At 58.4% G+C, this 12,970-nt stretch carries 9 protein-coding genes; 6 read left to right on the top strand and 3 right to left on the bottom strand.

Features of this window, described 5'->3' with window-relative positions; all coding sequences use genetic code 11:
- Positions 1–155 precede the first annotated feature (155 nt).
- The 5 genes from ACKUUJ_RS08650 to ACKUUJ_RS08630 all read left to right on the top strand — a co-directional run bounded on the left by ACKUUJ_RS08650 (position 156) and on the right by ACKUUJ_RS08630 (position 5,547).
- On the top strand, positions 156–875 hold the full coding sequence (locus tag ACKUUJ_RS08650) for a GntR family transcriptional regulator (RefSeq protein ID WP_409065305.1): 720 nt from the start codon (positions 156–158) through the stop codon (positions 873–875).
- A 306-nt stretch (positions 876–1,181) separates the two neighbouring features.
- The gene (locus ACKUUJ_RS08645; protein WP_006235863.1) at positions 1,182–2,498 is read left to right on the top strand and encodes an ABC transporter substrate-binding protein; all 1,317 of its coding nucleotides are present in this window, start codon (positions 1,182–1,184) and stop codon (positions 2,496–2,498) included.
- Between the two features lie 87 nt (positions 2,499–2,585).
- Entirely contained in the window at positions 2,586–3,440 is an 855-nt protein-coding gene (locus ACKUUJ_RS08640) for a carbohydrate ABC transporter permease (protein ID WP_006235864.1), read from the top strand.
- Positions 3,440–4,279, top strand: coding sequence for a carbohydrate ABC transporter permease (locus tag ACKUUJ_RS08635; protein WP_022095055.1), 840 nt, complete (start codon positions 3,440–3,442; stop codon positions 4,277–4,279). Before ACKUUJ_RS08640 ends, ACKUUJ_RS08635 begins: the two co-directional genes overlap by 1 nt.
- Positions 4,280–4,347: 68 nt before the next feature.
- Complete coding sequence (locus ACKUUJ_RS08630) at positions 4,348–5,547, top strand: ABC transporter ATP-binding protein (RefSeq protein WP_196022639.1); 1,200 nt, start codon at positions 4,348–4,350, stop codon at positions 5,545–5,547.
- Positions 5,548–6,002: 455 nt separating this feature from the next.
- On the opposite strand, the gene glgP is transcribed toward ACKUUJ_RS08630, so the two are convergent.
- The 3 genes from glgP to galE form a co-directional block, all read right to left on the bottom strand.
- Positions 6,003–8,270, bottom strand: coding sequence for a glycogen/starch/alpha-glucan family phosphorylase (gene glgP / locus ACKUUJ_RS08625; protein WP_409065304.1), 2,268 nt, complete (start codon positions 8,268–8,270; stop codon positions 6,003–6,005).
- 128 nt (positions 8,271–8,398) lie between these two features.
- Positions 8,399–9,916 (bottom strand): 4-alpha-glucanotransferase, encoded by a 1,518-nt coding sequence (malQ, locus tag ACKUUJ_RS08620; RefSeq protein ID WP_409065303.1) that lies wholly within the window; start codon positions 9,914–9,916, stop codon positions 8,399–8,401.
- Positions 9,917–10,124: 208 nt separating this feature from the next.
- Entirely contained in the window at positions 10,125–11,186 is a 1,062-nt protein-coding gene (gene galE / locus ACKUUJ_RS08615; protein ID WP_006235870.1) for a UDP-glucose 4-epimerase GalE, read from the bottom strand.
- Between the two features lie 266 nt (positions 11,187–11,452).
- On the opposite strand from galE, the gene ACKUUJ_RS08610 reads away from it, so the two are divergent.
- A complete protein-coding gene (locus tag ACKUUJ_RS08610) occupies positions 11,453–12,658 on the top strand; it encodes a hypothetical protein (protein ID WP_006235871.1) in 1,206 nt (401 codons plus the stop codon).
- The last annotated feature ends 312 nt before the right edge of the window (positions 12,659–12,970 follow it).

Genomic DNA, 12,970 nt, shown 5'->3' with positions numbered 1-12,970 from the left:
CAGACGATTGTCGTACCGGCAGTTTTGAGCGAAACCGGTTTGGGCGCGACAGAAACCGTCAACGGTTAAATCCTGTCGCTTTGCCGATAATCGGTTTAAACAACTTTAAGAAATGCTATCCTGCCTAGCCATACATATTCATTAGAGGTGAAGTCATGCCAAAAGCGATTTACGAAGGAATCTACCGCGAGATCCGTTCGCGCATCATTAACGGGACCTATGCGTTTCAGGAGATGCTGCCAACCGAAGCCGAGCTGACCGCGGAATTTGGCTGCACGCGCAATACCGTCCGCCGCGCTTTGAGCATGCTGGCCGACGGGATGTTTGTGCAGCCCATACACGGCAAGGGCGTGCGCGTTATTTGGCTTAAGGGCGAAACCGACATGTTGGGCGCACTCGAAGAGGTTGAGTCGTTTGGCGAGTTCGCAAAACGCAACAATGCCGTTGCATCGACGGACGTTAAGTCCTTTGAACATTTGATTTGCACCGAGCAGCTCTCTCGTCGCCTGGGCTTTAAGGTGGGCGAGGAGCTGATTCGCGTAGTGCGTGTCCGAAGCCTCAACGGCAATGCGCGCCAAGTGGACCATGGCTATTTTTTGGCGTCGATCGCCAAGGGCCTGACTCCCGAGATCGCGGCAGATTCTATTTACGGCTATCTGGAGCACAAGCGCGGTGTCAAAGTGATGGCGAGCCGTCGTACGGTGAGTGTCGAGCTCGCCAACGATGAGGACTGCAGCTATCTTGACCTCGGCAAATACAACTGCGTTGCCGTCATGGAGAGTCAGTCGTACACCTCGGATGGCATCTTGTTTGAGGTGACGCACACTCGCACACACCCCGAGATCTTCCACTACCGCGTCAACTCCAAGCGATAGCCGGCTAGCTCGCAGCCTGACGAGACTCATGTCCTCAAAGCGAAAACGCCCGGTCAAACCGACGATGCATCGGTTTGACCGGGCGTTTTCTCTGCATTCGATAACAAATAATTGTTTATACAAAACTTGTCAAGTATCAAGTTGAAATTACCGTTCACCGAAGTTTTTCTACCGCTCTAGTAATACTTGTTCAAACAACTAGCCAAATAGCGTATCGTTCAAATCAGCAAAAGGGGCAAAGTCCCCGAGCCAATCTCCGAAGGCGGCGGCAAAGGGTGCCGCCACGGTGTGAAAGGGTGGATTGTAATGAAGAACGAAATGAGCAGAAGGCAGTTCCTGGGCTTTGCTGGTTCCGCGGCTGCGGTTCTTGGTCTGGGTCTCGTGGGTTGCGGTGGTTCTGCCGGCTCCGGCTCCTCTGCTTCTGGTGACGCTGCCGAGGTCTACTTCCTCCAATTCAAGCCCGAGGTCGACAAGGAGTGGAAGGAGATCGCCAAGGCCTATAAGAAGGAGAAGGGCGTCGAGGTCAAGATCGTGACCGCCGCTTCCAACACCTACGAGGAGAAGCTTAAGTCCGAGATGTCCAAGAGCTCCGCTCCGACCCTGTTCCAGGTCAACGGCCCCACCGGTCTTAAGAACTGGAAGGATTACTGCGCCGACCTGTCCGATACCAAGCTGCGCGGTGAGCTCATTGATGACTCCCTGGCTCTGCAGTCCGACGGCAAGGATGTGTGCATCGACTGGGTCCAGGAGAGCTTCGGCATCATCTACAACAAGCAGCTGCTCGAGAAGGCTGGCTACAAGGCCGAGGACATCAACTCCTTCGACAAGCTGAAGGCTTGTGCCGATGACATCCAGGCCCGCAAGGACGAGCTTGGTGTCGAGGGTGCCTTCACTTCCGCCGGCATGGACGACTCCTCCAGCTGGCGCTACACCACCCACCTTGCCAACATGCCGCTCTACTACGAGTTTGAGAAGGAGCACAACCAGGAGGACGACGAGATCAAGGGTGAGTTCCTCGACAACTACAAGCAGATCTTCGACCTGTACATCACCGACTCCACCTGCGATCCTTCGCAGCTTGCTTCCAAGACCGGCGACGACGCCACCAACGAGTTCGCAACCGGCAAGGCCGTCTTCTACCAGAACGGCTCTTGGGCCTACTCTGACCTCGTCAAGGCCGGCATGACCGACGATCAGATTGGCATGATGCCGATCTACATCGGTGTTGACGGCGAGGAGAACCAGGGCCTGTGCTCCGGCGGCGAGAACTACTGGTGCGTCAGTTCCCAGGCTTCCGAGGATGCCCAGAAGGCCACCGAGGACTTCATGTATTGGTGCGTCACCGCTGACACCCCGACCAGCATCATCGCCGACAAGATGGGTCTGACCGCTCCGTTCAAGAGCGCCAAGGAGACCACCAACGTCTTCTCGCAGCAGGCCGTTGCCATGGCCAAGGACGGCAAGAAGACCGTCGCTTGGGACTTCGTCTACATTCCCTCCGAGGAGTGGAAGAAGAACCTCAAGCAGGCTCTGATTGCCTACGCTGCCGATAACAGCAAGTGGGACGGCGTCAAGAACGCCTTCGTCGATGGCTGGAAGACCGAGAAGGCCGCTTCCGAGTAAGCAGTTGCTGCCCAAGCTATCTGATTAGCGACAGGGGGCGGGCAGACGTTGGTTTGCCCGCCCCCTGCATATTGAAAGGACCCTTTTATGGGCAAAGCACTCAAGCGCTGGTGGCCGCTCTTTATGCTGCCCACGTGCCTGGCGTTTATGATCGGGTTCGTGATCCCTTTTATCCAGGGCTTCTATCTCTCGTTCTGCCAGTTTATTATCATTAGTAACGCGCACTTTGTCGGTATCGAGAACTACGTGCGCGCGCTGTCCGATCCGCAGTTCTCCACGTCGTTCTTCTTTACCGTGGCGTTTGCCTTCCTGTCGACGGTGCTCATCAACGTGATCGCCCTGGCCATTGCGCAGGCGCTCACCCGCAAGGCGCTCAAAGGCACCAACATCTTCCGTACGATCTTCTTTATGCCTAACCTGATCGGCGGCATCGTGCTGGGCTACATTTGGCAGATTCTGATCAACTGCCTGCTCTCCAACGTGGGCGCCCAGCTCATCGCTCTTAACTCTGCTGCTGGCTTCTGGGGCCTTATCATCCTGACCCTGTGGCAGCAGGTCGGCTACATGATGATCATCTACATCGCTGGTCTGCAGTCCATTCCGTCCGACTACATCGAGGCCGCCAAGGTCGACGGCGCTACGGCATGGCAGACGTTTTGGAAGGTTAAGATCCCTAACCTGATGCCGACCATCACCATCTGCCTGTTCCTGTCCATCACCAACGGCTTTAAGCTGTTCGACCAGAACCTCGCCCTTACCGGCGGCGCCCCCGCGCACTCCACCGAGATGCTCGCCCTGAACATCTACAACACGTTCTATTCGCGTGCCGGTATCGCATGGCAGGGCATTGGTCAGGCCAAGGCGGTTATCTTCTGCATCCTGGTCGTGGCCATCTCCATGATCCAGCTTAAGGCCACGAGGTCCAAGGAGGTGCAGCAGTAATGAAACGCGATAAGGTTATCAACCGCGCGCTCTCGATTTTCTTTACGATCCTGTCGCTCGCGTGGATCTACCCCGTGTTCATGATTGCGCTTAATTCTTTTAAGAAAGCGACCGCAATCAGCACCACCACGGCATTCGATCTGCTCACGCCCGAGACGTTCAACGGCCTCGCAAACTACATGCACGCCCTTAACGAGCAGGGCTTTGCCTCGGCATTTATGTACTCGCTCATCATCACGGTCACGTCGGTCGTGCTGATCTTGGTGTGCTGCTCCATGTGCGCTTGGTACGTGGTTCGTGTCAACAACAAGATCTCGAACTTCTTCTATTACCTGTTCGTGTTCTCGATGGTCGTGCCGTTCCAGATGCTCATGTTCACGCTGTCCAATTTGGCGGACCGCATCGGCTTTAACACGCCGTTCAACATCTGCTTTATCTATCTGGGCTTTGGCGCGGGCCTGGCGGTCTTTATGTTCGCCGGCTTTGTAAAGAACATCCCGCTCGAGATCGAGGAGGCGGCCATGATCGACGGCTGCAACCCGGTCCAGGTGTTCTTTAAGATTGTCCTTCCCATCATGAAGCCCACCTATCTTTCGGTCGGCATTCTCGAGACCATGTGGGTCTGGAACGACTACCTGCTGCCCTACCTTACGCTCGACTCCACCAAGTACAAGACCATTCCTATCTTGATCCAGTACTTCCGCGGCGGCTACGGCCACGTCGAGCTCGGCCCCATGATGGCCTGCATCATGATGGTCGTTATCCCCATCGTCATCATGTACATCCTCTGCCAGAAGTACATCATCGACGGTGTGGTGGCAGGTGCCGTCAAGGGCTGATGCCGTAACTGTTTTGCAAGTTTTGGCGGCGTCCCTCAGCGCGGCGCCGCGTATCGAAAGGTAAAGACATGGCCGAGATTGTTCTCAAACATGTTCAGAAGGTGTATCCCAACAACGAGTCAAAAAAGAAGGGCTTCTTTGGCAAAAAGAAGAAGACCGAGGAGAAGAAGCACAACCTCAAGGTTACCGAGGACGGTGTGCTCGCTGTAGAGGACTTCAACCTCACCGTTCACGACCAGGAGTTCGTCGTCCTCGTTGGCCCCTCTGGCTGCGGTAAGTCCACGACGATGCGCATGGTCGCCGGCCTGGAGGACATTACCTCGGGCGATGTGCTCATCGATGGCAAGCGTGTCAACGACGTCGCTCCCAAGGACCGCGACATCGCCATGGTGTTCCAGAGCTACGCTCTGTACCCCAATATGACGGTGTACGAGAACATGGCATTTACGCTCGAGCTCAAGAAGGTTCCCAAGGACGAGATCGACCGCAAGGTTCGCTCTGCTGCCGAGATTCTGGGCATTACCGAGTACCTCGACCGTAAGCCCAAGGCGCTCTCCGGCGGCCAGCGCCAGCGTGTCGCTATCGGCCGCGCCATCGTGCGTGACCCCAAGGTTTTCCTGATGGACGAGCCGCTGTCCAACCTGGACGCCAAGCTTCGTAACCAGATGCGTGCCGAGCTCATTAAGCTGCGCCACGAGATCAAGGGCACGTTCATTTATGTTACTCACGACCAGACCGAGGCCATGACCCTTGGCGACCGTATCGTGGTCATGAAGGACGGCGTCGTCCAGCAGATCGCCACGCCGCAGGAGGTCTTCAACCATCCCGCGAACATCTTCGTCGCCGGTTTCATCGGCGTGCCGCAGATGAACTTCTTCGATGCCCAGCTGGTGCGCTCGGGCAACGGCTTTACCGTCAAGACCGAGGATATGAACGTGGCGCTCGCCCCCGAGACTTGCGCTCAGCTTGCCCTCAACTGGAACGGCGGCGACGTGAAGGAGATTACGGCCGGCGTGCGTCCCGAGCAGATCCTGCTTGCCGACAAGGGCGAGGAGGGCGCGCTCCAGGGTACCGTCGAGGTGACCGAGCTCATGGGCTCGACCGAGCATGTCCACGTGACCGCTCCCGACGGCCAGTTTGTCCTGATTATCCCCGTCGTCGACCTCGAGGCCAAGGGCGCGCTCAAGGCTGGCGACACCATCTGGTTCAAGTTCGAGAAGAACGCGACCCACCTCTTCGATAAGGTCTCTGGCAAGAACCTTATCTAGGCCCGGTGCATCCAGGCCCTCCCTTTGGGCGACTGCGGTATTGCCATCCTTTTGCCGCGGTCACATATAAGGCTCCCCTCCCGTCCACTGGGCGAGAGGGGAGCCTTTCTTTGTGTTGGGATTGTCTGACCGGTCGTTTGTCTCGATCTGTAACGGGTAGGGCCGATTTCGGACGTTAGATGTTACAGATCGAGACGGTTCCGCTGAGCTAACCATTTCATCTAAATCTGTAACACCAAAGGTGAATTTCAGCTGCTAGATGTTACAGACTGAGATAAACCCAAGGGAAGGGGCCGGTATGTCTCAATCTGTAACAGCTGGGACCGTTTTTACCGAGTAGCTGTTACAGATCGAGATTATTTGGTCGAGACAAATCACGGGCCGGCGTATCGGCACAAAAAGCGGAGCCGCGTTGCCGCGACTCCGCTTCCAAGAGGATGGGTAAGGGGAATGGGTTAGTCTAGGTGCCAGATCTCGTCGTTGTACTGGGAGATCGTGCGGTCAGACGAGAAGGTGCCGGCGTTGGCGATGTTGATCAGCGCCTTGCGCATCCAGGCGTCCTGGTCCTCGTAGTCGGCCAACACGCGCTCCTTGGTCTGGATGTACTCCTCGATGTCGAGCAGGGCCATAAACCAGTCCTTGCCCTTAATGTCATCGTGCAGGCGCTGCAGGCGCTCGACGTTGCCGGTCGCCATAAAGGCCGGGTTGGTGATGAAGTCCACCAGCAGTTTAATGCCGGGCTTGCGGTAGAGCACACCGGCGTCATAGGTGCCGTCGGCATAGAGCTGCTCGACCTGTTTGGACGAGGCACCAAAGGTATAGATATTCTCGTCGCCCACGAGCTCGGCAATCTCCACGTTGGCGCCGTCGAGCGTGCACAGGGTTAGGGCGCCGTTGAGCATGAACTTCATGTTGGAGGTGCCGCTCGCCTCCTTGGAGGCCAGGCTGATCTGCTCGGAGATATCAGCGGCGGGGATCACGCGCTCGGCGGCGGTGACGTTGTAGTTCTCGATCATGATGACCTGCAGGTAGGGAGCCACGTCGGGGTCGTTTGCAATCCACTGCGACAGCGTCAAGATCAGATGGATGATGTCCTGCGCGATAGTGTAGGCAGGCGCCGCCTTGCCGCCAAAGATGATGGTGACGGGGTGCTTAGGTCTGTTGCCGTTCTTGATATCGAGGTACTTCCAGATGATGTAGAGCGCGAGCATCTGCTGGCGCTTGTACTCGTGGATGCGCTTGACCTGGACGTCGATGATGGCGTTGGAGGGAATGGTCACGCCCTGCTCGAGCGCCATGAACTGGCGCATGATGGCCTTGGCCTCGACCTTGGTGGCGGCCAGGCGCTCAAGAACGTCCTTGTCGTCGGCGAACTTGGCGAGTTTGCTCAGATCGCCGGTGCTGCGCCAGTCGGTGCCGATCACATCGTCGAGCAGGCTGGCGAGCGCGGGGTTGGCCCCATGGATCCAGCGGCGGAAGGTGATGCCGTTGGTCTTGTTGGAGAACTTCTTGGGATAGATCTCGTAGAACGGATGAAGCTCGGTGTCCTCCAGGATCTTGGTGTGGAGGGCGGCTACGCCGTTGATGGAGAAGCCAAAGTGGATGTCCATGTGGGCCATGTGGACGGTGTCGTGCTCGTCGATGATGGCGACGCGCGGGTCATCGTGCTCGGCCTTCGCGATCTCATCGAGCTTGACGATAATGTCGGCGATGGCAGGGGAGACCTTCTGCAGGCTGGCGAGCGGCCACTTCTCGAGCGCCTCGGCAAGAATCGTGTGATTAGTGTAGGCGACCATGGAGCGTACGATGGTCACGGCCTCGTCAAACTCGATGCCGTGCTCGGTGGTGAGCAAGCGAATGAGCTCGGGGATGACCATGGTGGGGTGCGTGTCGTTAATCTGGACCACGGCGTAATCGGCCAGATCGTGCAGGTTGCTGCCGCGCTCGACGGCCTCGTCGATCAGGAGCTGGGCGGCGTTGCTCACCATGAAGTACTCCTGATAGATGCGAAGTAGGCGGCCCTGCTCGTCGGAATCGTCGGGGTAGAGGAACAGGGTGAGGTTCTTGGCGATCTCGGTCTTGTCGAAGTCGATGGAACTGCCGGGGACCAGGCCGTCGTCGACGCTTGCCAGGTCGAACAGGCGCAGGCGGTTCTTGGTGGGCTGGCCGTAACCGGGCACATCGATGTTGACGAGCTTGGAAGTAACGGCAAAATCGCCGAACTCGACGGTGTAGGAGCGGTCATCGTCGACTAGGATGTCCTGCTCACCGAGCCACTCGTCGGGGACGGCCTTCTGCTGGTTGTCGACAAAGCGCTGACGGAACAGACCGTAGTGATAGTTGAGGCCCACGCCATCGCCGGTCAAGCCCAGCGTGGCGATGGAATCCAGGAAGCATGCGGCCAAGCGGCCCAGGCCGCCGTTGCCGAGTGACGGCTCGACCTCGAATTCCTCGATCTTGTTGAGGTCGTGACCTGCGGCGGTGAGCTGGTCCTTAACCTCGTCGTAGATGCCGAGGTCGATCATGTTGTTGATGAGCAGCTTGCCGATCAAAAATTCGGCGGAAATGTAATAGAGCTTTTTCTTGCCGTTGTTGAGCGGGCAGGCGGCGGAGCGCTCCTGCACGAGTTTGACCAACAGCTTGTAAATGCGACGGTCGTCGAGCTGCTCGAGCGAGGTGCCAAAAGACTGCTCGGCGAGTTCCATGAGGTTAATTTGGGGCATGTTTTCTCCTGTGATGGGTTGTTTCATGTCTGCAATTCATAAGAAGCCCGCGCGAGGGGATTGGGGTGGCCTCGCGCGGGAAAAGCAAGCGCGTCCGCACGGTGGGGAGGGGTCGGGCGCGGTGGCTCCTATTGAGGAAGCTCGATTTCGGCTTCCGACGGGATGCGGAAGTAGGTCTCGGTCCAGTCGGTGAGTTTGTGCTCGAGCTCGCGGGTGATGGCGCCGTCGAGCATGCGCCAGGTCCAGTTGCCGCCCAGCGTGGCAGGGGTGTTGATGCGCGCCTCGTTGCCCAAGTTGAGCAGGTCCTGCATGGTGTAGATGCACGTGTCGCTCACGCTGGCGGCGATGGTGCGATTGAGTGCATCTGCCATGGGTTCGCCGACCTGCTGATGGGTGTACAGGGCTGCCTGCTCGCGCTGACGCGGGGTGGCCGTTCCCTCAAACCAACCGCGCGCCGTCTCGTTGTCGTGGGTGCCCACATAGGCGACGGTGTTGGCGATGTAGTTATGCGGCAGGTAGTACGAGTTGGTGCCCTCAAAGGCAAACTGCAGGATCTTCATGCCGGGGAAGCCCGAGTTGTCGCGCATGTCGATGACGCCGGGGGTGAGGAAGCCCAGGTCCTCGGCGATGATGGGCAGCGTGTCGAGCTTTTCCTCGAGCGTCTTGAAGAACTTGAGGCCGGGACCCTGCGTCCACGAACCGTAGGACGAATCGGGCGAGGAGAACGGCACCTCCCAATAGGCCTCGAAGCCGCGGAAGTGATCCAGGCGGATGACGTCGTACATGTCGAGGGCGGCGCGAATGCGGCCCTCCCACCAGGAGAAGCCGTCGGACTCCATGGCGGCCCAGTCGTAGATGGGGTTGCCCCAGTACTGGCCGGTGGCCGAGAACTGGTCGGGCGGCGTGCCGGCGACGCTCACGGGATTGCCGGCGGCGTCGATCTTAAAGAGCTCAGGCGTCGCCCACATCTCGACGGAGTCACGCGAGACATAGATGGGCAGGTCGCCGATGATGAGAATGTCGCGCTCGTTGGCATAGGCCTTGAGGCGGCTCCATTGGCGGTCGAAGAAATACTGCGTCATCTGGTGGTAGAGCATGCGCGCGGGATGGGCGGCGCAGACCTTGGCAGATGCTTCGCCGCGGGTGCGCAGTTCTGCGGGCCACTCCCAAAACGCCTTGAGTCCGCACTCCTCTTTGACGGTCATGAACTCGCAGTAGGGGATGAGCCAGTCCTCGTTGGCCTGGATAAAGTCATCGAAATCGGCCGGCTTGTCGGCAGCAAAGCGCTCGGCGGCGCGGTCGAGAATCTGACGGCGGCCGCCAAAGATAGCACCGTAGTCAACATTGCTGGGGTCGGATCCCAGGTACACGCCATCGATATCGCGCTGCTCCAGATACCCTGTCTCGATAAGCTCGGCAAAGTCGATAAAGTTGGGGTTGCCTGCGCGGGCCGAGAACGACTGATAGGGCGAATCGCCATAGCTGGTCGTCGTAAGGGGCAGAATCTGCCAGTAATGTTGTTTGCACGAGGCGAGAAAATCGACGAAGTCGTAGGCATTCCAGCCAAAGCCGCCGATTCCGTATGGTCCGGGCAGAGATGAGACGGACATGAGGACGCCGCTTGCACGCTCCATGAGTGCGCTCACCAACCTTCTTGTTGTGGGGTCGGCCTGCCGATGGGTGTGCAGTCCGCCTCCGATGTTCTGATTCGATACGCCTATTGTAAAACATGTTGTTTAAACATGTACAGGCAAGATAAAAAAGTTGGTCGATTTTCGGCGAATGGCTACACACCATGAAAAAGCCCCGACCTCACAACGTGAGATCGGGGCAAGAGCGGTATGTAGGTTTTTGCTACTCGGCGTCGGCGAAGCCGTTGGGGTTGTGGCTCTGCCAGTTCCAGCTATCGCGGCACATGTCCGCGATGTCGTACTGGGCCTTCCAGCCCATCATGCGCTCGGCCTTGGAGGCATCGCACCAGTTGGCAGCGATGTCGCCGGCGCGGCGCTCGCGGATCACGTAGGGCAGCTCCTTGCCACAAGCCTTGGAGAAGGCGGCGACGACCTCGAGTACCGAGGTGCCGGTGCCGGTGCCCAGGTTAAAGATCTCGACGCCGGTTTTGCCGTTCATCCAGTTGAGGGCGGCAACGTGACCAGAGGCCAGATCGCACACGTGGATGTAGTCGCGCACGCCGGTGCCGTCGGGGGTGGGGTAGTCGTTGCCAAAGACCTGAACGGCCTCGAGCTTGCCCACGGCGACCTGGGCGACATAGGGCACCAGGTTGTTGGGGATGCCCTTGGGGTCCTCGCCGATCAGGCCCGACGGATGAGCGCCGATGGGGTTGAAGTAACGGAGCAGCACGACGTCCCACTCGGGGTCGGCGGTGTGGACGTCCATAAGGATCTGCTCGATCATCCACTTGGTCCAACCATAGGGGTTGGTCGCGGGCTTCTTAGGATCCTCCTCGGTGACGGGCGGGTTGTCCGGGTCGCCGTAGACGGTCGAGGAGCTCGAGAAGATGATGGACTTGCAGCCATGGTTGCGCATGACGTCAATCAGCACCAGGGTGTTCTCGATGTTGTTGTGGTAGTACTCGACGGGCTTGCTCACCGACTCGCCGACGGCCTTAAAGCCGGCAAAGTGGATGACGCGGTCGATCTGATGGGTATCGAAGATCTTGTTCATCGCATCGCGGTCGAGTACGTTGGCCTCGTAGAAGGTGAGGTTCTTGGCGGCCTCGTCGCCCACGATGGTCTTGACGCGGTCGACGGCGACGGCGCTGGAGTTGGAGAGATCATCGACGATGACGACCTGGTAACCACCCTCGAGCAGCTGAACGACGGTGTGCGAGCCGATAAAGCCGGCGCCACCGGTAACGAGGACGCAGGTGTCTTTGGGGTCGAGTGCTTTGGACATGTAGTCTCCTATCGAATCAGGAACACTTCTAGAGGGGAGTATAGCGCAGGCAGGGACGCCCAAATCGTACGCGGCAGGAAAAGCAGAGGATTATGTTAACGTACTCATAACAGAGCTTGCGTACGCATAACCTGATCTTTGGCATTTGCTTACGAGCCGCCGACCTTGCAGTTTCCTGCCGTTCGTGGAAATCGTTGGGACGCGCCATATGTACGCTAATATGTATGAGTTGAGCGACATATAAATAAGCATGTAACGGAGTACATATGTCACCAAACAGCGATTCCATCCTTTCCCAGGAGCTCTCGCGCCGCACTGCCCTCAAGGCCCTGTTCGGCGCCGCTTCTGCGGCAGTTCTTTTTGGCCTGCCCGCTCGCGCCCATGCGGCGGAGGCTTCCAAAGAAACCACCGATAAACTGAATGCCGCCCAGGCCCAGCTCGACGAGGTTCAGGCCCAGCTCGACAGCATCGCAAATGAGTATGCGGCGCTGGCCAACAAGAATGCCCAGACCCTCAACGACATCGAGAATGTCCAGGGCAAGATTGACGACACGCAGGCCCAGATCGATGAAAAGAAGGCTGAGCTCAAGAAGAAGCGCAACGACCTTTCCGATCGCGTGGCCGCCAGCTACAAGTCCGGCGGCACGAACATCCTGTCGCTGCTGCTGGCCTCTGGCTCGTTTGAGGAACTCGTCGCCAACGCGCATTACGTTGAGAAGATCAACAAGAGCGACCGCGATGCCATCGAGGATATTCAGACCATCCAGGAAGAGCTCGATGCGCAAAAGACCGAGCTCGAGTCGCAGAAGGCCGACTTAGAGAAGCTCAAGGACCAGCAGACTGCCCAGATGCAGGACATGCAGGCCAAGCAGCAAGAAGTCCAGACCGTGCTGAACGGTCTTTCCGACGACGTCAAGGAGCTCATGGCTCAGCGCGATTCCGAGATCCTCGCTGCCGCCCAGGCTGAGGAGGCCGCTAGGAAGGCTGCCGCTGCCGCGGCTGCCGCGAACAAGAACAATTCCTACTCGGGTGGTTCGAGCTCGGGTGGTGGATCGTACGCGCCCGGAACTCCGCAGCAGAATGCCGGCTCGGGCAAGCAGCAGGCTGTCGTCAACGCGTGCTACTCCACGCCTTCGCCGGGTCAGAACTGGTGCGCGGCGTGGGTCACCAATGTCTTCCGTAACGCCGGCGTTGGCTACTTTGGAGGCAATGCGTGCGACATGTTTAACGCCTGGTGCTATAGCTCCGACCGCTCGGCGCTGCAGGTGGGCATGATCGTGGCCGATTCCTCGCACAGCGGCACGGGTGCTCCGGGCCTTATCTACGGTCATGTGGGTATCTACGTTGGCGGCGGCATCGTTATGAGCAACGAGGGTGCCATTACATCGAAGTCGCTCGATTCGTTCATTAGCTTTTATGGTACTGGCTCTGGCGTGCGCTGGGGCTGGCTTGGCGGTATTGCACTGTCGTAACGGCGGTTTGGTCCGGGACAGTCCGAGAGGCATAAGGTTGCCTGCTCGGGCAGTCCTGCTCGCACGGAGAGCACATTAAGTGCTCTCCGGCTCGTGCGGAACTCGCGATCAACCTAATGCCTTTCGGGCAGCCACGGACCTCTCGGGTCCAATACGTCACACGCCGGACTGGGTTGGCTTATAGGACAAAAAGTGTGTCCACGTTGGGGGCATCGGCGCAGGTCGATGCCCCTTTTTCAGCCGTTTAAATTCCGTGCCCGCTTTTAACCGCTCGGACAGAATGTGTGTCCGGTTGCCTGTCGTTCCCGCAGG

It is taken from the genome of Collinsella sp. wc0583, from assembly GCF_046116915.1.
Taxonomy (GTDB): domain Bacteria; phylum Actinomycetota; class Coriobacteriia; order Coriobacteriales; family Coriobacteriaceae; genus Collinsella.
The sequence above is the reverse complement of the archived record's forward strand: the minus strand, read 5'-3'. Positions and strand labels throughout refer to the sequence as shown.